Source organism: Acinetobacter sp. IK31 (genome assembly GCF_035615195.1).
Lineage (GTDB): Bacteria > Pseudomonadota > Gammaproteobacteria > Pseudomonadales > Moraxellaceae > Acinetobacter > Acinetobacter calcoaceticus_C.
Window position 1 is genome coordinate 500,429 of sequence record NZ_JANBOB010000002.1, and the last position, 23,725, is coordinate 524,153.

At 37.8% G+C, this 23,725-nt stretch carries 19 protein-coding genes and 1 pseudogene; 10 read left to right on the top strand and 10 right to left on the bottom strand.

Annotation, left to right across the window (positions count from 1 at the left end):
• The first annotated feature begins 415 nt into the window (after positions 1-415).
• The 4 genes from MSG66_RS03200 (at position 416) to MSG66_RS03215 (ending at position 5,502) form a co-directional block, all read left to right on the top strand.
• Positions 416-1,660 (top strand): saccharopine dehydrogenase family protein, encoded by a 1,245-nt coding sequence (locus MSG66_RS03200; protein ID WP_324652205.1) that lies wholly within the window; start codon positions 416-418, stop codon positions 1,658-1,660.
• On the top strand, positions 1,657-2,964 hold the full coding sequence (locus MSG66_RS03205; RefSeq protein WP_324652207.1) for an NAD(P)/FAD-dependent oxidoreductase: 1,308 nt from the start codon (positions 1,657-1,659) through the stop codon (positions 2,962-2,964). Before MSG66_RS03200 ends, MSG66_RS03205 begins: the two co-directional genes overlap by 4 nt.
• Before the next feature lie 5 nt (positions 2,965-2,969).
• Positions 2,970-4,511, top strand: a complete 1,542-nt coding sequence (locus tag MSG66_RS03210) for an NAD(P)/FAD-dependent oxidoreductase (RefSeq protein WP_324652209.1) — start codon at positions 2,970-2,972, stop codon at positions 4,509-4,511.
• A gap of 76 nt (positions 4,512-4,587) precedes the next feature.
• Positions 4,588-5,502, top strand: a complete 915-nt coding sequence (locus MSG66_RS03215) for an alpha/beta hydrolase (RefSeq protein WP_324652211.1) — start codon at positions 4,588-4,590, stop codon at positions 5,500-5,502.
• Between the two features lie 165 nt (positions 5,503-5,667).
• Here the strand turns inward: MSG66_RS03215 and adeC are convergent, their stop codons facing one another.
• From adeC to MSG66_RS03230, 3 genes are all read right to left on the bottom strand, one after another.
• Positions 5,668-7,068: a multidrug efflux RND transporter AdeABC outer membrane channel subunit AdeC gene (gene adeC / locus MSG66_RS03220; RefSeq protein ID WP_324652213.1), complete on the bottom strand. Its 1,401-nt coding sequence runs from the start codon at positions 7,066-7,068 to the stop codon at positions 5,668-5,670.
• Between the two features lie 78 nt (positions 7,069-7,146).
• Positions 7,147-10,254 (bottom strand): multidrug efflux RND transporter permease subunit AdeB, encoded by a 3,108-nt coding sequence (adeB, locus tag MSG66_RS03225; RefSeq protein WP_324652215.1) that lies wholly within the window; start codon positions 10,252-10,254, stop codon positions 7,147-7,149.
• On the bottom strand, positions 10,251-11,441 hold the full coding sequence (locus MSG66_RS03230) for an AdeA/AdeI family multidrug efflux RND transporter periplasmic adaptor subunit (RefSeq protein WP_324652217.1): 1,191 nt from the start codon (positions 11,439-11,441) through the stop codon (positions 10,251-10,253). Before MSG66_RS03230 ends, adeB begins: the two co-directional genes overlap by 4 nt.
• Positions 11,442-11,585: 144 nt before the next feature.
• Between MSG66_RS03230 and adeR the strand changes: the two genes are divergently transcribed.
• Positions 11,586-12,329 carry an efflux system response regulator transcription factor AdeR gene (gene adeR, locus MSG66_RS03235; RefSeq protein WP_111853942.1) on the top strand — a complete coding sequence of 248 codons (744 nt, stop codon included), beginning with the start codon at positions 11,586-11,588 and terminating at the stop codon, positions 12,327-12,329.
• 32 nt (positions 12,330-12,361) lie between these two features.
• The gene (gene adeS, locus MSG66_RS03240; RefSeq protein WP_324652220.1) at positions 12,362-13,432 is read left to right on the top strand and encodes a two-component sensor histidine kinase AdeS; all 1,071 of its coding nucleotides are present in this window, start codon (positions 12,362-12,364) and stop codon (positions 13,430-13,432) included.
• 17 nt (positions 13,433-13,449) lie between these two features.
• Here adeS and MSG66_RS03245 read toward each other — a convergent pair whose 3' ends face one another.
• Together MSG66_RS03245 and MSG66_RS03250 are read right to left on the bottom strand one after the other, a co-directional pair.
• A complete protein-coding gene (locus tag MSG66_RS03245; protein WP_324652222.1) occupies positions 13,450-13,857 on the bottom strand; it encodes a hypothetical protein in 408 nt (135 codons plus the stop codon).
• Between the two features lie 703 nt (positions 13,858-14,560).
• A pseudogene (locus MSG66_RS03250) lies at positions 14,561-14,815 on the bottom strand (TetR family transcriptional regulator); the annotation flags it as partial.
• 365 nt (positions 14,816-15,180) lie between these two features.
• On the opposite strand from MSG66_RS03250, the gene MSG66_RS03255 reads away from it, so the two are divergent.
• The 3 genes from MSG66_RS03255 (at position 15,181) to MSG66_RS03265 (ending at position 17,479) form a co-directional block, all read left to right on the top strand.
• Complete coding sequence (locus tag MSG66_RS03255; protein ID WP_324652224.1) at positions 15,181-16,110, top strand: SphA family protein; 930 nt, start codon at positions 15,181-15,183, stop codon at positions 16,108-16,110.
• 32 nt (positions 16,111-16,142) lie between these two features.
• Positions 16,143-16,928: a cyclase family protein gene (locus MSG66_RS03260; RefSeq protein ID WP_324652226.1), complete on the top strand. Its 786-nt coding sequence runs from the start codon at positions 16,143-16,145 to the stop codon at positions 16,926-16,928.
• A gap of 113 nt (positions 16,929-17,041) precedes the next feature.
• Positions 17,042-17,479 carry a MarR family winged helix-turn-helix transcriptional regulator gene (locus MSG66_RS03265; RefSeq protein ID WP_202742045.1) on the top strand — a complete coding sequence of 146 codons (438 nt, stop codon included), beginning with the start codon at positions 17,042-17,044 and terminating at the stop codon, positions 17,477-17,479.
• A gap of 102 nt (positions 17,480-17,581) precedes the next feature.
• Here the strand turns inward: MSG66_RS03265 and MSG66_RS03270 are convergent, their stop codons facing one another.
• The 5 genes from MSG66_RS03270 to MSG66_RS03290 form a co-directional block, all read right to left on the bottom strand.
• Entirely contained in the window at positions 17,582-18,559 is a 978-nt protein-coding gene (locus MSG66_RS03270) for a fumarylacetoacetate hydrolase family protein (RefSeq protein WP_324652229.1), read from the bottom strand.
• A 67-nt stretch (positions 18,560-18,626) separates the two neighbouring features.
• Positions 18,627-19,769 carry an FAD-dependent oxidoreductase gene (locus MSG66_RS03275; protein ID WP_324652231.1) on the bottom strand — a complete coding sequence of 381 codons (1,143 nt, stop codon included), beginning with the start codon at positions 19,767-19,769 and terminating at the stop codon, positions 18,627-18,629.
• A gap of 14 nt (positions 19,770-19,783) precedes the next feature.
• Positions 19,784-20,944: an alpha/beta hydrolase family protein gene (locus MSG66_RS03280; RefSeq protein WP_324652233.1), complete on the bottom strand. Its 1,161-nt coding sequence runs from the start codon at positions 20,942-20,944 to the stop codon at positions 19,784-19,786.
• A gap of 9 nt (positions 20,945-20,953) precedes the next feature.
• Positions 20,954-21,313, bottom strand: coding sequence for a Rieske (2Fe-2S) protein (locus tag MSG66_RS03285; protein ID WP_324652235.1), 360 nt, complete (start codon positions 21,311-21,313; stop codon positions 20,954-20,956).
• Positions 21,313-22,242 carry a VOC family protein gene (locus tag MSG66_RS03290; RefSeq protein ID WP_324652237.1) on the bottom strand — a complete coding sequence of 310 codons (930 nt, stop codon included), beginning with the start codon at positions 22,240-22,242 and terminating at the stop codon, positions 21,313-21,315. Before MSG66_RS03290 ends, MSG66_RS03285 begins: the two co-directional genes overlap by 1 nt.
• A 221-nt stretch (positions 22,243-22,463) precedes the next feature.
• Between MSG66_RS03290 and MSG66_RS03295 the strand changes: the two genes are divergently transcribed.
• The gene (locus MSG66_RS03295; RefSeq protein WP_324652239.1) at positions 22,464-23,624 is read left to right on the top strand and encodes an MFS transporter; all 1,161 of its coding nucleotides are present in this window, start codon (positions 22,464-22,466) and stop codon (positions 23,622-23,624) included.
• Positions 23,625-23,725 lie beyond the last annotated feature (101 nt).

Here is a 23,725-nt window from a genome sequence, read left to right on the forward strand (position 1 = left end):
TGACACAACGTAAGTGTAGAACAATCAATCTTGAGCAAACAAGTTAATTCATTGAAATCATCATATTTATTGAATTTCGCCCTTAGTAAATATTTATATTTAGTGCTTAAAAACAATTTCAAAAATAAATCATAACCATCTGATTTATCTAAATTATTAACATAAAAATTATTCTTAATTTAATTGCACTCGTTAAGCAAAGAAGTACTAACAATATTTTTTTCTTTAAAACAATAATTACACAACGTCATTGACAGAGTGTAATTATTGTTTTAAAAATAATTCACAGCGTCTCTCTTCGATCTAATTTTGATCTAAGTGAAACGTCATGAACGATCGTTCCAGGGAATTTTGGAACTATGGAAATAAATAAAGTTGTAATCGGCATGGGTTGCCGATTCTAAGGAGAATTCAAATGAGTCGTCGTATTGTATTTATTGGTGCAGCGGGTGAAATGTGTCGATTAGCGATCGAACGTTTTGCTAAGGCAGAAGGTGATTGGGAACTTGTACTATGTGACATTCGTCCTGAATTGCTTTCAAATCTTATTGAAAAACTTCCTAAAGGTCTGGCAACTACACAACATTTAGATTTGTATGACAAGGAAAAGCTACAAGCTGTCGTTAATGGTGCGGCTTTAGTCGTACTCGGAGCTGGTCCATATATTCGAACCTCAGCGCCTGTTATTGAAGCATGTCTAGAAGCAAAAGTTCCCTATTTAGATTTTGATGATGACGTTGAAAGTACTGAACATGCACTTACTCTTCATGAAAAAGCGAAAGCAGCTGGTATTCCAATCTATGTAGGTTGTGGTGCTTCACCAGGCATGGCAAATGTATTAGTTGTTGATGCAGCAAATCAGTTAGATACCGTTGAAAATATTGATTGTTGCTGGCTTGTAGGTGATGAACGTCCTGGGATTGGTCGTGCCGTACTTGAACATTTTCTTCATATTACTGCAGGAGATTGTTTGACTTGGGAAGGTGGAAAACGTGTAAATCATGAAACCTTCGTCGAAGTTGGATACGCACCACTTGGCGGTAATAGTGATACCCTTTTATATGAAACTGCTCATCCAGAGCCAGTCACTTTACCGCGTAAATATCCAAATGCTCAACGTATCCGCTGTTTGGGCGGTCTTGATCCGGCACCATTTAATGGATTAGGTCGAGGTGTTGGCTTAGCTGTTCACAGTGGTGAAATGACCGTTAAAGAAGGCGTCGACTTTCTAGAAGATTTACTTAACAACAGACTTGGATCGGTTAAAGGATGGAAAGCTGCTATCAGTGGCATGATGGGCCAAGTTAAACGTAAAGAATCTACATTCGCTGCAATGGTTGAGTTTCTTACAAAATCTGCTGTTGGGCAAACTTATCAATATAAAGGCGGGTTATTAGCAAGAGTATCTGGAACAAAAAATGGTAGACCTGCTGTCGCAATTCGACGTACGGGTACAGCAAAACAAGATCCATATTTATTTAAAGATATGGCATCGATTACAGGTACAGCTTGTGCTGCATTTATGGTGTTAGCTCTTGATGAAACTGGTAAGCGTAGCGGGACTTTTGCCCCAGAAGATTGGGCTGAACCAGAAGCTTTCTATACCGCACTTGAACGTGTAGGTACTCCGCGTGCTGAAATCGTGGAGAGTTTACTATGAACAAATATGATTACGATATAGCCGTGATTGGGGCTGGGTGTGCAGGTGTCGTTGCAGCGCGTGATTTAAGTAATGCCGGTCATACGGTTGTATTATTAGAAGCACGTGACCGTATTGGTGGGCGAACTTTTACGGGTGAAGCATTTGGCCGACAAGTTGAATTTGGTGGTGGTTACGCACACTGGACTCAACCTTATATTTGGAGAGAACTACAACGCTACGGCATTGGTTTAAATCCTCCTACAGAAGTTGATAAAACGGTTTGGTTTGCTGACGGTAAATTACACACAGGTACTCAAGCTGAATATGCAGCTGTTGCTGAACCATTACTGACACTTTTCTTTAATGATGCTCGTCAATGGTTCCCTCTTCCATATGATGTAAATGCTATCGATACCAGTGAGCTTGAAAAACAAACATTAAGAGATCGTCTTGATGCCTTAAATTTATCAACTTATGAACGTGACGTTTTAGATGGATTGTTATCGACTCTCGTTTATTCTTGGGATGAACAAGGTGTCGCTCAAATCTTATTCTGGGCAGCTACATATTTTGGAAATTGGGGAGCCTTCTTTGAAGTTGCAGGTTCTTGGCCAATTGCAGGCGGCACACAAAAACTGGTAAGAGCGATTTACAATGATTCAGGTGCTGAATTACGACTTGCTACGCCAGTTGCAGCGATTGAGGATCAAGGTAATCAAGTTGTAATTACTACGCAATCGGGTGAAAAGATTGTGACAAAAAAAGCTCTGGTTGCTGTTCCCTTAAATGTTTTATCTGACATCAAAATTACACCTGAGGTTAATAAACCTGTTCAGGACATGATTGATGCAAAACATCCAATGCGTACCGCTAAATTATGGGCACGTGTACGTGGAAAAATCGAACCTTTTGTTGCATTCGCACCTGTTGGGCAAAACCCAATTAATACCGTTCGTGTTGAATATGAATATGGAGATGATTCACTTTTAGTATGTTTCATTTCTGATGAATCAACTATTGATGTGAATGATATTGAAGCTGTTCAAAAAGCTTTACAGATGTTTAGTCTAGACATTGAAGTACTTGAAGTCGCATCACATAACTGGGCCACCGATCCTTTCGCGCAAGGAACTTGGGTACATCATCGCCCAGGTAATTTAACAGGTGCTGCTCCTCTCATACGCAAACCTCATGGAAATATTCATTTTGCTGGTGGTGATATTGCAACTATGACCATGGGTGGGATTGAGGGTGCTTTAGAGTCAGGTATTGAAGCTGCTGCGAACATAACACACGCAATGGCTCAAAAATTAGCAGGGTGAATATTATGAACAAGAACACTGGTTTTACTCAGCCTTTAGATGCAGAAGTTCTCATTATTGGTGCAGGGATTGCTGGCATTAGCGCAGCATATCATTTAAAGAAATATCGTCCTAATTCGACCTTCTTAATTCTTGAAGGTCGAGAAAAAATCGGTGGTACTTGGAGCCTATTTCGCTATCCAGGGATCCGCTCTGATTCAGATATGCAGTCTTTTGCATTTGGTTTTAAGCCTTGGACCGAAAAAAGGACTTTTGGTAGCGCGCAAATGATTTGTGATTATTTGCAAGAAACCCTTACTGAAAATGGTATTGACCAACATATTCAATTTAATAGCTATGTAACGAGTGCAGAATTCTCATCAAGTGAAGGCATTTGGACTGTTACAGTCAAACAAAAAGATCAAAAAGATTTGGTAACCTTACGTTCGCGCTTCCTACTTATGGGCACAGGTTACTATGATTATAATAATGGCTATTCGCCCGAGTTTCAGGGAAGTGAGGATTTCAAAGGTCAAATCGTTCATCCTCAACACTGGCCAGAAAATCTAGACTATTCAGGTAAAAAAGTTGTCGTAATCGGTAGTGGCGCTACAGCGGTAACCTTAATCCCAGCTATGGCTAAAGAAGTCGGACATATCACCATGCTTCAGAGATCACCTAGCTACGTGATCGCTATGCCAAGTGTCGACCCTATTGCACTCGCTTTAAATAAAGTTCTCTCGCCTCAACGCGCCTACGAAATTATTCGAAAGAAAAATATTGCGCTCAGTCGAGGAATGTATAAATTAAGTCGCCGTTTTCCAGATGTGATGCGTCGCCTACTCATGGCAGATGTAAAACGCAGATTGCCTAAAGATTTTGATGTCTCAACTCATTTCTCTCCAAAATACAATCCATGGGATGAGCGTTTATGTGTTGTGCCAGATGGAGATATGTTTAAAGCAATTTCTTCTGGCAAAGCATCCGTTGTGACAGATCATATTGATCGTTTTACTAAAGATGGAATATTACTGAAGTCAGGAAAAATACTTGAAGCAGATATTATTATTACTGCAACTGGTTTGAATATGCTGGCATTTAGCAAGATTCAACTCACTGTTGATGGTAAAAAAATTAATTATCCAGATACCACCATTTATAAGTCCATGATGCTGTCGGATATACCTAATTTCGCCTTTGCATTTGGTTATACCAACATCGCATGGACATTAAAAGTTGATATGGTCTGGCAGCATTTCTGTCGTCTACTTGACTATATGGATGAGAATAAGTACGGAACATTCACTCCAGTTATTATTAATAAAGATATGAAACGTGTTCCTTTTGTTGATTTGAGTCCAGGATATGTTCAACGTGGTTTAGCACAGTTCCCAATGGCTGGAACTGAAGGATCATGGCAATTTCAACATGATTATGAGTTTGATTTAGAGAGACTTCTTAAAGGCCCAGTGTTCGATAAATCATTACAATTCACTGCTATGTTACCTAAGAAAAAATTAGCAGTTGTTCCGAAATCAAATTCGGATGAATTGAAAATCAAAGCTTAATACTACAAACAGAATTAAAGTCTCTTATTTAAGTGTAAAAGCTCAATAAGAGGCTTTCATATATTAGGTAAACATTATGGAAAATATTAAATTTACCAGTAAAGGAATTACATGTTCGGCATGGTACATCCCTGCTACATCCGATAAATATATGAGCTCCCGAGGCCGACCCTGCATTATCATGGCAAATGGGTTTGGTGGTACAAAAGATACGGGGTTAATACATTTTGCAGAGCCCTTTAGCAAAGCAGGTTTTGATACATTTATATTTGATTATCGTAGTTTTGGAGAATCTGGTGGTTTTCCAAGACAGAATGTTTCCTATAAAAATCAACGTGAAGACTATCATGCAGCAATCGCAGCTGTACGAGGCCTACCAAATATAGATCGAAACCGTATCGTACTTTGGGGAACATCTTATTCGGGCGGACATGTGATGGTCGTGGCAGCTCAAGATTCCAAAATATCTGCTGTAATATCTATGAATCCAGCTACAGATGGCTTAGCCGCACTTACACAAATCTTACGTTATGGCGGACTTAAACAGTTAACCGTTGCTGTGGCTCACGGTTTAAAAGACTTAGCCCGCTCACTGTTAGGTCAAGAAGCGCATCTTATTCCGATCGTTGGGAAACCTGGTACGGCTGCAATGATTAGCACACCTGGAGCAGAAACCTCATATACATCAATGGCAGGCCCAACATGGCGTAACGAAGTATGTGCTCGTACAGCTTTAGAGGTAGCAAGAAATCGACCAATTAATTTCGCCCATCAAATAAATTGCCCTTTACTGGTACAAGTTGGTACGAATGATCAAGTTGCCCCACCTGAGGCTGCTCGCAAATCGGCTAATTTAGCAAAAGGTAAAGTTGAATTATTAGAATATCCAATTGATCATTTTGATTTTTACAGCGGCTCATGGCAAGCAAAATTGTTAGATGAGCAAATCAATTTTTTAACAAAAGTTTTGAGCCATCCTAAGGCGAGATAATATTATTTTATAGTAATAAATAAGTATAGAAAAAATGAGCTGATTAGGAATATGTATCTCATCAGCTCATTTTTTTTGGTTTTCTAGTTGAAGACACTCTTTTTTCATTTTGTGCTGATTTAAGAGCTTGGAACAAGCTTCAACTAGAAATATCAATTACAAATATTATGAGTCTTTAGATAGCCCTCCTCCTAAAACTTTATAAATTTCAATTTGGTTATTTAATTTTATTTGTTCAAGCGCAAGTAAGCCTTGTTGTGCAGCATAAGCGGAACGCTGAGCATCTAAAACCGTAAAATAACTATCAACCCCAGCTTTATAGCGTGCTACTGAGAGTTTATATGTTGCAGATGTGGCAGAGACTAAACGGTGCTGAGCATCTAAGCGCTCTTCAATATGTGCATGTGTAGCAAGAGCATCATTAACTTCTTTAAAGGCTGTTTGAATAGACTTTTCATATTCTGATAAAGCAACTTTTTGGTCTATTTCAGCAATTTTGATACCCGCCTTTCTTGTTCCCCAATCAAAAATGGGTAAATCAACGCTTGGACCAATTGACCATGCAAAATTACCCGACTTAAATAAATCCTTAAGTTCAGTTGATGCATAACCCGTAGAACCAGTAAGGCTTATGGTTGGGAACATTCGCGCTTTAGCAGCACCAATATTTGCCCCTGCCGCTCGTAAGCTATATTCCGCAGCTTTAAGATCAGGACGATGATTTAGCAAATCACTTGGTAAACCCGCTGCAAAATTTTTCTCAAGAGTAATGTTTTTAATTGAATCACTTGGAAGTAAGTTTTGAGGAATAGGAGAACCTGCTAATAAATCTAGTAGATTTTTTGCCTGTAAAATTTGGGTCTTATAAGTTGCGACATCGTTTCTAGCAGTCTCTACCGAAATTTGAGCTTGTTTTAATGGCACTTCACTATCAATTCCGACATCGAAGCGCTTCTTGTTTAAATTATAAGCATCGACTTGTGCTTTTAAGGTCTGCTCAGCAAGATTTAAATTGGCTTGTGCAAAAGCATAATTTAGCCAGACCTGCGTGATGTTACTGATTAAACCAATTTGTACAGCTTCTTTCGCACTTTGAGTTGCAAGATAGTTATTTAATGCAGCATCTTTTAAATTTTGAATATGGCCCCAAAAGTCTAGCTCATAGGCAGTCATTCCTAAACCAACTTGAAATGTAGAAATAGGGTTATTGGGGTTAATAGATGGGCTAACCTGCCGTACTGCATTTCCCGTTACGCCAATGGTCGGGAGCTGACTATTTTTTGTGATTTGATATTGTTGCTGTACGCGCTCAATATTAAGCGTAGCAGTTCGTAAATCCCGATTATTATTTAGCCCTATTTCAATGACCTGTAATAATTTAGGATCAGAAATAAACTCTTTATAACTTTTCTCCGCAATGGTAGTTCCTGAAGAATTCTGAGCAAAATTTTGAGGAATATGAGAAGTCACTGTCGGCTGTGGTGCTTGCATATTTACACATGCGACGAGTGCAACAGAAAGTGCAGAAACAACGAGTCCACGAGATACGATTGCCGCTTTCGACATAGTATTCTCCAAATAATAAAATGAGTTGAGCATAGGATGCATCAGAGGAAATTGAGTATTTCCCCTGATGCATTTAACTTAAGATGAGATTTTTTTCTTAGAAGTTAGCTTTTCCACGGCGCCCAAAATGAAGATAAAGAACACGGGAACAAAGAAAATAGCCAGAATAGTTGCTGAAATCATGCCACCAAATACCCCGGTACCTAATGCATGTTGAGTCTCAGAACTCGCACCTGTTGCAATCACAAGAGGAATTACACCACAGGTAAAAGCAAGAGAAGTCATCAAGATTGGTCGTAAACGAAGTTTGGCTGCCGCAACTGTGGCTTCAATCAAACTCATTCCTTCCTCTTTCAGCATCTTTGCAAACTCAACAATCAAGATGGCGTTCTTTGCGGATAGGCCAATAATCGTAATGAGCCCAATTTTGAAGAAGACGTCATTCATTAGACCTCTCGACATAATGGCAATGATTGCCCCGAAAATACCAAGTGGTACAACCAACATCACAGAAAGTGGAATCGCCCAGCTTTCATAGAGTGCAGCCAATACAAGAAAGACTACTAACATTGATAAACCAAGTAAAAAGGTCATTTGAGATTCAGACTGCTTTTCTTGTAGGGAAATGCCTGTCCATTCATAGCCAATGCCTTTAGGCAACTTAGCAATCAACTGTTCCATTTCACGCATTGCCACACCCGAAGATGTATCGAAGCTAGGAATGCCGGCAATACTTAAAGATGGTCGTCCGTTGTAACGATTATATTGTTGCGGTGCTTTATTCCATTGAGGCGTTACCACTTCAGACAAAGAAACCAATTGACCACTCGAACCCATCACTTTCAAGTTCAAGATATCTTTGAGTTGCATACGTGATTTAGCTTCAACTTGTACAATCACTTGTTGCATACGGCCCTGATTAGGGAAGTCATTGATATACATTGAACCCATTGAGGTTGAAATGATGTCTGAAACGTCTGAGAATTTAACACCAAGGGTATTAAGCTTTTCACGGTCAATTTTTAAAGAAATATTGTCACCTTGTGGTAAACCTTCATTCCACACCATATAGAACTTTTTGTTCTTGGCAGCCATCTGCATAAGTTGGTCTTGGGCAGCCAATAGTGCAGGCATACCTAAGTTCGCACGATCTTGTAAACGTAAACTAAAGCCTGAGAATGTACCCAGTTCATCAATAGCAGGTGGAAGTACCGCCATTGTTTCACCTTCCGAACTGTTCGCCATTGATGCATTGACTGCATTTGTCATTTCAGTTGCCGAAGAAGTTCGCTCGTTGAAATCTTTTAAAGTCGTGAAAGCAACACCTACGTTTTGTCCTGCACCGCTAAAGCCCCATCCCATAATCGTCGTATTACTTTTGACATCGGGTTTGTCTTTAAGCGAATTTTCAAATTCATTCACTACATTTCGAGTACGTTCTGCCGTTGCATCCGATGGTAATTGGAAAGAGGTCATAAACCAGCCTTGATCCTCCTCTGGCATAAATGCTGTTGGCCAATATTTCATTCCAGCAAAAGTAACACCTGTGATCACCACAAAAATCATCATCATTGGCACAGTATGTTTAATGACCTTAAGTAGCATCAATTCATACTTTTTCGTGACTTTATCAAAGCTACGGTCAAACCATGCAAAGAAGCCCTTCTTCTGATGATGACCATCAATTGGTTTTAAAATCGTTGCACAAAGTGCAGGTGTTAAAATGAGCGCCAATAAAGCCGAGAATAAAATAGACACGGACATGGTCAGCGTAAATTGTTTATAAATGATCCCGACCGAACCACTCGCAAAAGCCATTGGTAAAAATACAGCGGACAATACCAGTGTAATACCAATAATCGGGCTGGTAATCTCTTTCATTGCCTTAGATGTCGCTTCTTTCGGATTTAATCCTTCAGTCGCCATAATCCTTTCGACGTTTTCAACGACGACAATCGCATCGTCGACAATAATCCCGATGGCGAGCACCATACCGAACATGGTGAGTACGTTAATCGAAAAGCCAGCAAGCAGCATCACGGTAAAAGTACCGAGCAAAGCAATCGGTGCAACAATCGCTGGAATAAGCGTATAGCGTACATTGTGCAAAAATAAATACATCACAATGAAAACCAAAACCATCGCTTCAAGTAATGTATGAATTACTTTTTCAATTGAAATTTTGACAAACGGCGCGGTGTCGTAAGGAATACTAAACTCCATGCCTTCTGGTAAATTCAACTTTAATTCTTCAATTTTTGCTCTAACACCTTCTGCGGTTTTTACGGCATTCGCACCAGGGCTTAACTGGATTGCGGCAGCAGTAGCCGGTTTACCATTTTCTAAAATAGCAAAGTTGTAGGCTTGTGATCCAATTTCAACATTTGCGACATCGGACAGACGAATTACACTTCCGTTCGTTTTGCTTTTTAAGCTGATATTCCTAAATTGCTCAACACTTGATAGCTGACCTTGCGCTGACAATGGAACCGTAATCAATTGACCTTTATTTGCAGGTAAATCGCCTAGGCGCCCCGGTGCAATTTCAATATTATTTTCACGAATTGCATTGTTTACATCACTAATTGATAAACCATAGGAAACCAATTTATTTGGATCGACCCAAATGCGTAGGGCTTTCTCTGCACCAAAAGATTGGACTTTACCAACGCCTTCTACACGCTTTAGCTCTTCTACTACATTTCGAACCAGATAATCACTTAAGTCGACTTCTGAATATTGGCCATTAGGAGAGTTAATGCCCACCAGCATCAAGAAGCCTGAAGATGATGCCTCAACCTGTAAACCTTGCTGCCGCACAATCTGTGGTAAACGTGCTTCAACAGCCTTGATTTTATTCTGAACATCGACTTGAGCCATTTCGACATCTGTGCCCGGTTTAAAGGTTGCAGAAATTTCTGCTGTGCCCGACGTATCGGTTGTCGCACTATAGTAAAGTAGATTTTTTACACCCGATAACTCTCGCTCAATCAAGGTGACAACACTATCGTTAATGGTCTTTGCCGTTGCTCCCGGATAAGTCGCAGCAATGTTCACTTGAGGAGGCGCTACGCTAGGGAAACGAGCAATCGGCAATTTTGGAATACTAAGTAACCCAAACAATATGATAAAAATTGCGATGACCCATGCAAAAACAGGACGTCGAATAAAAAATTGAGACATCATGGCTGAGCTCCTTGATTTGTAGACGGTTTTGTTTCTACATTTGAAGCACTATTTTCTGATGCAGGCTTTTTCCACGTCGTCATTGCGAGTTTTTGATTTGGCTGGATACGCTCCATACCTTCAACAACGACTTTGTCACCGACTTTTAAGCCTTTGTTGGCGATATAGTACTGTTCATATTGCTGTCCAATTTCAATAGGACGAATTTCAGCCGAGCCTTTTGCATTGATCACATAGACCTGAGGCTCACCATTGATATTGCGCTGAATCGCTTGAGCTGGAACTAATAAGGCTTGTGGAATAGAAGCTCGGTCAATATTGACTCGAACATACATACCCGGAAGTAATTTTCTCTCGGTATTATTTACTTCAATACGGAAAGTCACATCGCCTGTTTCAGGGTCAACGTTAATATCTTCAAACAACATTTTTGCTGTGACGTTATATTGCTGTCCATGGCTATTAGAAATACGCACAGTTTTTTCACTGTTTGCAGATAACTCTCCAGTTTTTAAAGCCGCTTGTAGACGCTCATATTCACTAATTGATTGCTTTACATCGACGTAAACTTTATCAATCTGTTGAATTGTGGCCATGGTATTAGCATCACCTTGACCAACTAATGCCCCTTCAGTGACAAAAGATTGCCCAATACGACCTGAGATAGGCGCTCGAACAGTTGCATATTGGAGATTCAAATTTTGTCTAGTCAGCAAAGCTTTCATTTGCGCGACATCAGCGAGTGCCTGACGATATTGAGCTTGAGCATTACTCACTTCTTGCTTACTAATTGCATTACTTGGTAAGAGCTGCTCATAGCGGTCTAACTGAACTTTGAGTCTCGCAACTTCTGCTTCAGCTTTATTTAGTGAAGCTCTATTGCTATTTACGTCTGCTTCAAAAGTTTCTGAATTAATTTTATATAAAGCTTGCCCTGCCCGAACTTCACTACCTTGTTTAAATAAAACTTTTTCAATAATTCCGCCAACTTGTGGGCGTATTTCAGCAGTACGGAATGCATGCACACGTGCAGGGAGATTTTCACTAAAATTAACTGATTGCGATTGAATGCTTAATACACTTACTTTCGCTGGTGCTGGCTCAGCTTGAGCTGTTTCTTGTGAACCACACCCCTGTAATATCAGCCCAATAGATAAAAATAAAGGAAGTAAAAGATGCTTTTGCATACTGTCCAAACCAAGTGAGTTTTCGATGCTGACATTATTTTTGATGAGTGTGTAGCGATCGTCACTAAAGTGTGGAGTAACTGTGGAGAAATACAGATAATTTAGCGTATGATGAGTTGAAGCACTTTATATAGTCCATTTTCTATGTTTGATCGTTCTTTTTCTTTTGATTGTCACGACAAAGTTATCCTTGTTGTAGAGGATGATTATGATATTGGTGACATTATTGAAAATTATTTGAAACGTGAAGGAATGGTTGTTATTCGTGCTATGAATGGAAAGCAAGCCATTGAATTGCACTCTAGCCAACCCATTGATTTGATTTTACTTGATATTAAATTACCCGAGCTCAATGGCTGGGAAGTGTTAAATAAAATACGTCAAAAAGCTCAAACGCCCGTGATTATGCTAACGGCGCTAGATCAAGATATTGATAAGGTCATGGCATTAAGAGTTGGTGCAGATGACTTTGTTGTAAAACCATTTAACCCAAATGAAGTCATCGCTAGAGTTCAGGCGGTCTTAAGAAGGACTCAGTTAACAAATAAGCCATTTAATAAAAATAAGGTCTACAAAGATATTGAAATTGATACAGATACGCATAGTGTTTATCTGCATGCTCAAAACAAGAAAATATTGCTTAATCTCACCCTGACTGAATATAAAATTATTTCCTTCATGATTGATCAGCCTCACAAAGTTTTTACCCGTGGTGAACTTATGAATCATTGCATGAATGATAGCGACGCTCTAGAACGAACTGTAGATAGCCATGTGAGCAAGCTTAGAAAAAAACTAGAAGAACAAGGAATACTCCACATGTTAGTTAATGTGCGTGGCGTAGGATATCGACTGGATAATCCACTAGCTGTAAAAGATGATGTCTAAATAATATTAAAAATATGGCTAGGAAATATTTTATGAAAAGTAAGTTAGGTATCAGTAAGCAGCTTTTTATTGCTTTCAGTATTGTTAATTTAAGCGTTACCCTGTTTTCTATGTTGCTGGGGTACCTAATTTATAACTATGCCATTGAAAAAGGTTGGCTGACTCTAGATTCCATACAAGAGGATTGGACAAATTTTCATTTTGTAGATTGGCTTTGGTTATCTACTGTCATCTTGTGTGGCTGTCTTATTTCACTCGTGATCGGCATGCACCTTGCAAAACGTTTTATTCTACCCATTAATTTTTTAGCCGAAGCAGCCAAAAAAATTAGTCAGGGCGATCTCTCTGCTAGAGCTTATGACAACAGAATTCACTCGGCTGAAATGTCCGAGCTTTTACATAATTTTAATGACATGGCTCAAAAATTAGAAGTTTCTGTGGAAAATGCACAGGTTTGGAATGCTGCCATAGCGCATGAATTAAGAACTCCAATCACAATTTTACAAGGCCGCCTGCAAGGCATAATTGACGGCGTTTTTAAGCCTGATGAAATTCTATTTAAAAGTCTCTTAAATCAAGTTGAAGGTTTATCTCACTTAGTAGAAGACTTACGAACGATAAGTTTAGTTGAGAATCAACAATTAAGATTAAATTATGAGTTATTAGACTTTAAGTCTGTGATTGAAAAAGTGCTCAAGGCCTTTGAAGACCGCTTAGAGCAAGCAAACTTAAAGCCAGAACTTAATTTAACCACAACTCCTGTATTTTGTGACCGCCGCCGTATTGAGCAAGTTTTAATTGCGTTAATTGATAACTCAATTCGTTATTCAAATGCAGGAAAACTTAAAATCTCTTCAGAAGTGGTTGCAGACAACTGGATATTAAAAATTGAAGATGAAGGCCCCGGCATTGCAACTGAGTTCCAAGATGATTTGTTTAAACCCTTTTTTAGACTAGAAGAATCAAGAAATAAAGAGTTTGGTGGTACTGGCTTAGGCCTAGCTGTTGTACATGCGATTGTGGTTGCGCTTAAAGGTTCTATTCACTATAGCAATCATGGCTCAAAAAGCACTTTCACCATAAAAATTTTAATGGATAAGTAAAACGCTGAGTTATAAAGTTATTCTTCACTCTCTTTTACTCTTCTACGAATTTCTTCACGCCATTTTGTGGCATTTTCTTGTTGCTTATTCAATAAGACACCCAGCATAAAGGCTGTAGCGGCGGCTCCAATTAAGGCAATGCCCGTTTCATAAATAATATCTATAACAAACTCCAGCATGCCCTCAGACAAAAAATCTAAAGTACCGGAAAATTTAAGAAATTTAGCTATGGCCACCACGATAACGCCCAATAAAGCACCAGCCCACAAGAATATTTTATGAATGTTTAGGGGTGCTGTGACTTGATCGATCTGATCAGGGTACTTACGATAGTACTCAATCTCATCTTCAGTCACTTCAGAGGTAGACTTAAATAACAATTTAATAAAGAGCTTATCTTGATCAAGTTTTGAGTTCTTCTTCATAGCCGCTATACACGATAAATACCCTAAGTCTTAATATTACTCATTTTTTATTTAATGAATAACAATTTTTCAATTTCAAACTGTTCAAGTTTGATTACTTAAAATTAATCCCCCAATAGTGGTCTATAAAATTCAATTAATTTTTAAATTATTAGTTCATAAAAAATATTTCCTTAGATATCAATTTCTAAGAAATTTACTAACTATAGAAAAAATGATGCTATTCCATTAGTTCATGAATTCAATTTTTTATATTTAAAAAAAACCTGACCTTAATTATTGAATTAATTATAACTATTTAATTAATACTTTATGAACTCGATTTTAGGTGAACATAAGTTAAATAGAAGATTTGAAAAACTACCATATATAAGGCTCTGGCTACTCTGCATTGTTACTACGGCCGTTTATGCTTCACTACACTGAATTATTAAAAGCTTATTCAACTGCATCTATTGCTTGAGCAACTGACTAAGCCGCGGCAAACTTAAAGACTTAAATTGGCTTAACCCTATTTCTAATTTTAGCCAGAGTAATTCTTTAGACAACTTCCTGCAAGTTGTAATTACACTTTTATATTTACCCTAGTGAATTGCACATCATCTTTACGAGCTTTATTTTGCGACTACTACTGGCTGCTATATAGATTTCTTATTATAGATAGCCTTTTAAACATTAAAACTAAAAACATGCGTGCATCTTATTTTGAGGCATTTTCGTTAGTCGTTAAAAGCAAATTATAGATTTCATTAATCAGCCAATTTCTACTCTGCATTGTTACTACGGCCGTAATCAATTACAAGTTGATAAGCCTTCGGATGTGTTTTAGCAATCTCAAAAATGGCGCTTTAAATGGCAAATGGTAAAGTCCATCTAAGTCGGCATGTAAAAAGTAAATCTTACGAAGCTTTTCAACCAGCGTTAAGTCTTTTTGAACATAGATAAGCGAAATGACCTCATATTCTCTCCTTTTGTCTCTACTCCATATAATCAATAAGCATGATAAATCTTCTAAGGTTTCATGTTACTCATTTTTTCTTTACTGAGTAAGGATTTTTATAGGAGCTATTAAACTCAAGAATATTCATATTGTTGACATATCAACAATGTTGGTATTTAATGGGTTATCGGATGAATTTTAAACGCATAGGAGATGCTCATGATCGGTAAACATTTAGAAAAATAAAACTTAAGTTGTTAAATTAATTAATTTTTATTTTCATCTTCCTAAAAGATGGATAAGGAACTTTATTGCTCTAAAAAAGCTAGATGACAGGATTATCTCCAAACATCGGACTGTTTGGATTGAACAAGGAATAAACAATGTATATTCATTTTAAATACCCTCAATTACTTGCGATAGCTAGCCTTTCATTGCTTATAGCATCAGGAAAAACTTTAGCAGCGCCAAATGGTAACCCTACTCTGCCTGGCGGCACCACCCAATTTTTTATTGCTGAATTTCCTCCAATTACTGGAAATTATCTTCAAATTATTTCTAGTTATTCTACGGCGGATCAATTTAATGATCAGAATGGTAATAAAAAATATGATCAAGACCTTAAAGTGGCTGCACAAACTTTAAGACTTACAACCACATGGGATAAGAAGATTTTAGGATCAGATATTACGATATCTGAGATTATCGGAACTTATGTTGATTTAAATAATCAAATACACACGCCATATGGAAATGTCAAACTTAATGATGATGGGCTCTCTGATGTTTTATTTGAGCCATTAATTCTTCAATGGAATAAAGGACAACAGAAACAATGGCAAATGGTTGCTGGTTTAGGTTTTGTTTTACCCATCGGTACTTATAGTAAAAGTCATGATGTGAATGTTGCAGGCAACTATTTTTCGATCGCACCACGCGTAGCTCTTAAATATAAGTTTGAAAATGGACTTGAAGCAGCCATAAGTCCGATGGTTAATTTCAACTGGAAAAATTCAGATTCTAATTACAAGACGGGTAATGAACTGACCATTGATTACTTACTTGCTTACCACAGCAATAACTGGCGCTTCGGGGCGACTGGATATTATTACACTCAACTTGAAAATGACGAGTTAGAGGGGCAAGAAATTAAAGATTCAAAAACGAAATCATTTTCTATTGGTCCCGCTATCCAATATCAATTTATGAATGGAAAAGGTCCACTAGTCAGCGCGAGCTGGATTAAAGATGTGGATTCTGAAAATAAAGCTGAAGGTCAAACTTTCTGGCTAAGTGCAGCAATCAAATTTTAAAAGAATTAATATTTTTTCAAAGGTACAAAATTATGGAAAATTTTCTTAAAGATCGAAAATATATTGATCTCTCCGTTACTTTAGAGAATAACCCATATACGGACCCTCCTCCTTTGCTCCCGAAAATTGAATATATGGATCATCAAGAAGGTTGGCCTGAAATGGAGGCTATGTTTCCAGGTTTAGAGTTAAAGGATTTACCCGGAGAAGAAGCGTGGGCTGCAGAGCGTTTAATTATTACCACGCATAGTGGAACACACATGGATGCACCTTGGCATTACAGCTCTACAACTGATGGCGGAAAACCTGCTTATGGAATAGATGAGCTACCTTTAGATTGGTGTTTTCGACCAGGTGTAAAACTTGATTTTCGTAATAAACCAGATGGGCATGTAGTATCAGCATCTGAAGTGCAAGAAGAATTAAGCAGAATTGGATATACACTTAGTCCTTTAGATATTGTACTTATTAATACCTCAGCTGGGGCTTATTTTGGACAACCTGAATATTTAGGTAAAGGCTGCGGTATTGGTCGTGAAGCGACCTTATGGATGTTAGAGCAAGGCATTCGAGTAGTAGGTACAGATGCTTGGAGTTGGGATGCTCCCTTTAAATATACAAAAGAGAGATTTGCCGAAACAAAAGATGCTTCTATTATTTGGGAAGGACATAAAGCTGGTCGAGATATTGGTTACGGGCAAATGGAGAAATTGGCAAATCTAGAAAGCTTGCCTGACTATGGATTTTTAGTATCGTGTTTTCCTTATAAAATTAAACATGCTTCCGCAGGTTTTGTGCGTGCTGTTGCTATCTTATAAAGATTAAAAACAAGATAAATATTAAGGATATATTTTTCTACAAAGTTAAATATATCCTTAATTTATTGATTCTGTATAATTTCATTCTCTCCTCTAATTACTACGATCATCGAATGCAAAAAATTAAGATTGACCGTCATGCAACAGCACAAATCAACATGTTGGCAAACAAGCTTATGTTGAAATCAAGTACCGCGTACACACAAAAATTTGGTATCGGGATGACAGAATGGCGGATCATTTCAGTTTTATCTGGTACTTCCGATTGTTCTGTACAAAAAATTAGTGATATTTTGGGCCTAGACAAGGCAGCCGTTAGTCGCACAATTAAAAAGCTTGAGGAAAAAAAGTATATTGAAGTTAATGGACATGCTGAAGATAAACGAATATATGTCATTAATTTAACCCAAGCTGGTCAAGAGCTTTATGAAGTCGCATCAGATTTTGCAATTGAAAGAGAAAAGCAACTTCTTGAAGAACTGGAAGAGTCTGAGAAAGACCAGTTATTCAATTTATTAAAAAAACTGCGTAACAAAGTTGATCAAATGTAAAATATAAAAAAGCTTTGTAGGTAGTTATTCTATAAAGCTTTTTTATTAACTAAGCAACCATTGTTTTTGATGGATACTCTTTAAAATTTAAGCTAGTCATCATTAACAAGGAATAAACTTTGTTTTAATAGGTCCAAATATTGATTTCTTACTTTTATCAAAGACATTAATTTCGACGGTTTCACCATATTGAATGAATTCACTTTTGGCTGCACCATGTTCAATCATTTCCAAAGCAATTTTTTCGGCAAGACAAGCAGAACCAGTATGTTTTGCATCTTTATTTGATACAGTGCCTGACCCAATAATGGTGCCGGCCTTAATGTTACGGTTATAAATTAGGTGAGAAATAAGATCGCTAAAGGAATAATTCATCTCCTTTCCATTTGGTGCCCCAAACCACTGATCATTGCGTTTGACTTCAATATTTAAGGCAATTTTCTCATTTTCCCAAGCTTTTCCAAGCTCATCAGGTGTAACGGCGACTGGGGCAAAAATCGTGGCGGTTTTTGCCTGAATAAAACCAAACCCCATTTTTATTTCACGATTTAAAATACCTCGCATGCTAACGTCATTTAAAATCATGACTAACTTGATGCTAGATTTAATTGTATCTTTTGAGCTTCCCATTGGAATATCTGAAACAGCAACAGCGAATTCTGCTTCAAAATCGCACAGATCTCTTGTCGAGGGAAAAGCATAATCATCTACGCCTGAGCGGAAGTCATCACTTTGGCGTTGTATTAAAATCGGAATTCCTTCTGGTTCTTCATTTTTAATTTTGTAGGCTTCTTTCATAATTCGGCCATGATTTAAAAAAGCAGAGCCATCGACAAACTGAAAACAGCGCGGTAACGGCGCTAAAGTTTTTTGTGTATCAAATACAAATCCATTTTTATCAGGATTATCATTAAATAATTCATAAGCTTCATATAACTTACTTTCTAACTCATCCCATTGCTCCAATAGTTGCAACATGGTTGGTGCAAATTCTGGAATAGGTCGAGCGAATCTTAAATCACGACTTACAAAGACCAATTGACCGTCACGAGTTCCATTTTTTAATGTGGCAAACTTCATGTTTAACCTCTATTCTTTCAAAAAGTAAGCCCAAAGATCTTGCACTGCTTCGGGCCAGTTTTAAGTTTTACGCCTTAAGCGGCTGTGTTAATGCTTCAAATGCTTTTGTTGCCAGCTCTCGATGCTCAACAGGTGAGCCATTACTCATCTCAATTTCACCTAGACGAGTCGAGACACTAATAACCATTTTTGCTCGATCAAAATGACGCTGCTGATATAGATTTAAAGCGTCTTCTAAGGGTTGATCTTTTGCTAACTCTTCACTTAAAAGAATAGCACCTTCAATTGCGAGACCCGCTCCTGAGGCCAGATGCGGAGTTGTGGAATGCACGGCGTCACCCAATAGAACAACACGACCTTTATGCCAAGATTCTTCGACCAGTAAAGTGTGTAATGGACGATAAAGAATATCTTCTGCTTTAATTTTTCCTTGATCGATATCAGCTTTTACTTCCTGAACAACGCTACCAAATTCAGCTAATAAACCAGATAACTTTTCAGGCCATAGATGCTGTTCAATAAAATCATCACTTTCATGACGGTCTAATACGCACATATAACTTTGCGAATCACTAATAGGACTAAAAGAAGCTTTAAGCGTTTTACCAATCAGCATTGAAAAGTTATTAAAATATTTTGGTACAACAATTCGCCATGCCCCTTGGTGGGTAAAGGTACTTTCAGGTAATTCAGGAAAGACCAGATGCCGTATTTTTGAATGTATGCCATCAGCTCCGATCACTAAATCAAATTGTTGCTCCTGCCCATTGGTAAATAGGACCTTGACGGAATCTTTGTTATTTTCCAACTTATCGACAGTTGTACCTAAAATAACGTTAACGCCTAGCTCACGTAATTTATTTTCTAGTACTTCGGCAAATTTGGTACGCATCACGCCAATACTATTTGCAGCTAAATCTTCTGCACCAACTGCTGGCTTAATCGGTGCTTCAGCAATCTTATGTCCATCTGAAGTGTACATATCGAATTGTGAAAACTGGCCAGATACTTTAAATAACTCTTGTACTACCCCAATTTCTTTAAGTGCACGGAGTGTTGCCGCACTTAAGGTAATACCAGCACCTATGGGCTTGAGCGTATCTTTAATTTCAACTAAAGATACGTTTTTTCCAAGCTTTTTAAGTTGGATGGCTGCACACATGCCACCTATGCCACCACCGATAATGGCAATATCTACGATCCCTGTCATATTGTTTCTCCAATTTACTTTGAGGTTCTACCGCCTAAATGTTCTGCCAACCAATCCGCAATATACGCACCGGCATTTAATGGATTATCAATTGAACTGTGTTCAACGCCTCCCATCTCATCATCAATTACTAATAACTCTTTATCTGGTGAGTTAACTAGTTGATCATAAGTTTCATAAGCATATTTCAATGGAATCTGGCGATCCTTCTCACCATGAGTTACTAAGAAAGGCACTTTAATACGGTCAAGAACTCCATTGAGGTGCATATTCTCTGCTATCTCAAAAAATTCTTTCTGGTCTTTAGCCCCAAATACCCATTCCACATGTTTCCAATAATGAGGAACTGGGTTCTCGCCTTCACGTTTTAGACGAGCTTGTTGAACTGCTCGCCAATCATGATTTGCACCCCAAATTGCTGCACAACAAAAGCGTGGTTCAAAAGCAACAGCTCGAGGGCAATAATATCCACCTAAAGAAATACCAAAAGCGGCAATGCGATTTTGATCAATTTCTGGTTGTTCACATAACCAGTCGACAATTGGAGTAGCCCATATTTCAGAGTTATAGACAGCACGCAAATCTTGTAAGCGAATCGCCTCTCCTGTACCCGGTTGATCAACCATAAGTACTGATATCCCGCGCTCTACGAGTTCATCAGCTAAGGGGCTGTAAGACATTAATTCTTTAGTAGAATCAAGCCCATTCATCATCACAACAATGGCCTGCTTTTCATCCGTAGTTTTTCCTTTTGCATAAATCGCGCTTAGATGGCTATTTTGATAAGGAATTTCTACTCGCTTAACATCATCTTTTTTATATTTTCGGTATAACTCAGCTAACTCTAAATAACGTTTATATACTTTTAAACGTTCAGGATGACCTTGTTCTTGCATACGCTCTGCAATTAAATAATATAAGGCAGCACGATAATATTTTTTTGCGGCAGACAATTCTCTGTTTTTCTCAAGATCTTGTTCAGCCATCTTAACCAGCTTATCTGCACCGCCAATCCACGCATGAAGAAATTCGACAGTTCCGACATCTGCATCATCAGAAGACTTTTCTAATAATGGACGGCAAAACTCATCAATTTCACCGATACTTCCACCATGTGTTGCAGCAATAACGGTGGACATACTCCAAACATAGTTTTTTGGAAAATAAACAAACATAAAAACCTCTTAATCCTTAAGATTGATTAAACTTTTCGATTCAACATAAATCTCACCATTCACTTCATGATGCTGAATCTTTCTTAACTTTTTCCCTTTACATGGGCCTGCAAAACACTCTCCAGAAATTTTGTCAAAATGTGCAGAATGTGCATAACAAACAATATGTTTCCCATCAGCCGATAAAAACTTATCCTTTTGATATTCCAGTGGACGATGGTTATGTGGACAGTCATTTACCCATACCGCTACTTCTGTTTCTGTCATGACCAAAAAAAGTTGATCATTTACTCCGTCTAATGAAATTCCTTTTGCACTGCTCTGACTAAGTTCCGAAATTTTTGCTATAAAAATTTTTTTATTTAACATTATTCCCCTGGTGACCATTTTTTACGTTGATCAAATAAGAACACTTGTGAAGTATCACTTCCCATTGGCATTGCACGTGGTGTCCAATTGTCATCATGCAAATCCATATCTGCATCAAACTCCATCGTTCCACCAAATGGGCTATTAAAATACCAAAAGAAATTACTTCCCATAATATGACGCCCCGGTCCCCAGAAGCTCTTATATCCCTTCTGAGCAAATTCCCAACCATTTCTTAAAACCTCGTAACCTGAGCCGAAATGGAAAGTAAAATGATTTAACCCAACCATATGTGGATTAAAACTTTGGATTAGGAATAAAGAATGGTGTTCATTTAAGCCGGCTGGACGCATAAAAGGTCCAATATTGATAAAACGGTCAGTCGTAATAAAACCAAGTCGATCAGCATAAAAAGCTTCAGCCTTTTTATGATCTGGAACGAAATAAACAACATGGGAAAGAGAGCGTGGTGTTTTATTATGACCTTCAAGCAATACGCCACATTCATTAATGGCTCTTCCAGGTTCTTGGCCCGGTACATTTATCCCTACATAGGGGGCAACTATTTTACGTTTACGTGTAATACGGAATGCGATTGCAAATCCACTATCATCAAAAGAATGGATTGTTCCTTCATCGTCAACACTCACTTCTCTATCTTTAGAAAGTTCTGCTGCAATAAGGTCTAATTCATTTTGATCAGCAACGCCGTACACTGTTTCACGAATATTTGGTGCTGGAGCATTCGCCTTTGGCAACGATGGATCTGTATCTAATTTAAAAATAACAGTACCGCCATCTAAAGCTTCGTAAGTTCCACCACGTTCATTTTTTTCAACAAGATTTAAACCATAATCAAGTAAGTACTGGTGACACGCATCTAAGTCTAATACTCCAAAAACCAGACTTTCTAAGCCAAGAATGTTCATGCATTCAACTCCATTTGAGAAACTTCAAACTAAAAACTCAAAGGTTTCTAATTCATCTGGAATTATTAAAATACAAAGTTAGTTGATGTGTCAACAATTATTGTTGACACATCAACTAATTCTATTTTATCTTTTATTCAGAGTGTTTTTTGTTCACTCATAAAAAGATGAATTAAGAAAAAATCTCATCTTTAAAGGGATTATTTAAAGGAATAAGGATTATGTATAAAATCGAAAGTAAGCGAGGAATGCTTGCGCTCATGACCTCCCACTGTGCAGGCATGGTTGACTTGGTTGCCTTACCTATCTGGATAGGCACACTCATCGCGAATTATCATTTTGGTTTTCAACAAGCTGGTGGTCTAGTTACGCTGTTCTTATTAGGAGCAATGCTGGCAAGTTTAATATTTGCGCCTATTTTTAACCGTTTCAATCCTAAATGGCCCGTTTTTATTGGGTTCCTTTCTGCTTGTTTTGCTTTCTACTTAGCCTCTAAAAATACTCATTTCTCAGTATTAGCAATATTACATCTGGTAGGTGGGTTTTCTGCTGGTCTTGCCTTGAGCTTTACTCATGGCACCATGGGAAGAAGTATAAATCCTCATAGAATATTTGGATTTTCTGGATTAGCACTTGGCATTTTCGCTATTTTATTTTTAGCCGGTTCTTTAAATTTAATTAGAAATTTTGGTGGTTCTACACTATTTTTGATTCTTGCCTCAATTATGGCAGTTGCCGCGTTTATTGCTTTGTTATTCTATCCCCAAGTCAATAAAAAACAGGACAATATTCAATTTGAATCGTACCATCGTCCTAAATTTTCAAAATATATTTGGTGCTGTATTTTTGGAATATCTCTATTAGCCATGACAAACTCTATGAATGTCAGCTTTTATGAACGTATTGGAATTGCACGGGGTTTTGGAGAAAGTTCTGTCGCACTGACATTGATTATTTACGGTATTGTTTCAATTTTTCCAGCACCGATCGCGGCTTTCACTCAAAAGTATTTTAATCCACTCACTGTTATTTGTATTGGTCCTATCTTTCAAGCCATATTTTCATTAGTTCTTACCCACAGCCATAACTACTTTCTTTATACGCTTGCGGGCTCATGTATGGTTTTCACTATTTTATTTACTCATACCTATGCTTTTGGTTTACTCGCTAGACTTGAACCAACAGGACGAGCTGTTGCTGGAACTCCTGCAATGTTAATGTTCGGTGCAGCCTTAGGACCAATTTTAGCGGGTACTTTAGTTCAATATATTAGCTTTGAAGCAATTGGAATCATGGGTTGTATCTTGGTTATTGGTCAATTGATTTTATTTAATATAGTTAGAGCCTATTACACTAATCATGGTATAGCTCAAAATGCTTAATTTTTAAAAGATTCAACTAATTCTTCTAGAGTTTTTAAAAAGCTCTCTCTTTGAGGGCTTTATTTATAAATTACTAGTAATTCTTCCTAACTTATCTTCTT

What these genes read in the sequence shown, in the direction of transcription:
- MSG66_RS03200 (WP_324652205.1), top strand. Translation starts at nt 416, where the DNA reads ATGAGTCGTCGTATTGTATTTATTGGTGCAGCGGGTGAAATGTGTCGA.
- MSG66_RS03205 (WP_324652207.1), top strand. Translation starts at nt 1,657, where the DNA reads ATGAACAAATATGATTACGATATAGCCGTGATTGGGGCTGGGTGTGCA.
- MSG66_RS03210 (WP_324652209.1), top strand. Translation starts at nt 2,970, where the DNA reads ATGAACAAGAACACTGGTTTTACTCAGCCTTTAGATGCAGAAGTTCTC.
- MSG66_RS03215 (WP_324652211.1), top strand. Translation starts at nt 4,588, where the DNA reads ATGGAAAATATTAAATTTACCAGTAAAGGAATTACATGTTCGGCATGG.
- adeC (WP_324652213.1), bottom strand. Translation starts at nt 7,068, where the DNA reads ATGTCGAAAGCGGCAATCGTATCTCGTGGACTCGTTGTTTCTGCACTT.
- adeB (WP_324652215.1), bottom strand. Translation starts at nt 10,254, where the DNA reads ATGATGTCTCAATTTTTTATTCGACGTCCTGTTTTTGCATGGGTCATC.
- MSG66_RS03230 (WP_324652217.1), bottom strand. Translation starts at nt 11,441, where the DNA reads ATGCAAAAGCATCTTTTACTTCCTTTATTTTTATCTATTGGGCTGATA.
- adeR (WP_111853942.1), top strand. Translation starts at nt 11,586, where the DNA reads ATGTTTGATCGTTCTTTTTCTTTTGATTGTCACGACAAAGTTATCCTT.
- adeS (WP_324652220.1), top strand. Translation starts at nt 12,362, where the DNA reads ATGAAAAGTAAGTTAGGTATCAGTAAGCAGCTTTTTATTGCTTTCAGT.
- MSG66_RS03245 (WP_324652222.1), bottom strand. Translation starts at nt 13,857, where the DNA reads ATGAAGAAGAACTCAAAACTTGATCAAGATAAGCTCTTTATTAAATTG.
- MSG66_RS03255 (WP_324652224.1), top strand. Translation starts at nt 15,181, where the DNA reads ATGTATATTCATTTTAAATACCCTCAATTACTTGCGATAGCTAGCCTT.
- MSG66_RS03260 (WP_324652226.1), top strand. Translation starts at nt 16,143, where the DNA reads ATGGAAAATTTTCTTAAAGATCGAAAATATATTGATCTCTCCGTTACT.
- MSG66_RS03265 (WP_202742045.1), top strand. Translation starts at nt 17,042, where the DNA reads ATGCAAAAAATTAAGATTGACCGTCATGCAACAGCACAAATCAACATG.
- MSG66_RS03270 (WP_324652229.1), bottom strand. Translation starts at nt 18,559, where the DNA reads ATGAAGTTTGCCACATTAAAAAATGGAACTCGTGACGGTCAATTGGTC.
- MSG66_RS03275 (WP_324652231.1), bottom strand. Translation starts at nt 19,769, where the DNA reads ATGACAGGGATCGTAGATATTGCCATTATCGGTGGTGGCATAGGTGGC.
- MSG66_RS03280 (WP_324652233.1), bottom strand. Translation starts at nt 20,944, where the DNA reads ATGTTTGTTTATTTTCCAAAAAACTATGTTTGGAGTATGTCCACCGTT.
- MSG66_RS03285 (WP_324652235.1), bottom strand. Translation starts at nt 21,313, where the DNA reads ATGTTAAATAAAAAAATTTTTATAGCAAAAATTTCGGAACTTAGTCAG.
- MSG66_RS03290 (WP_324652237.1), bottom strand. Translation starts at nt 22,242, where the DNA reads ATGAACATTCTTGGCTTAGAAAGTCTGGTTTTTGGAGTATTAGACTTA.
- MSG66_RS03295 (WP_324652239.1), top strand. Translation starts at nt 22,464, where the DNA reads ATGTATAAAATCGAAAGTAAGCGAGGAATGCTTGCGCTCATGACCTCC.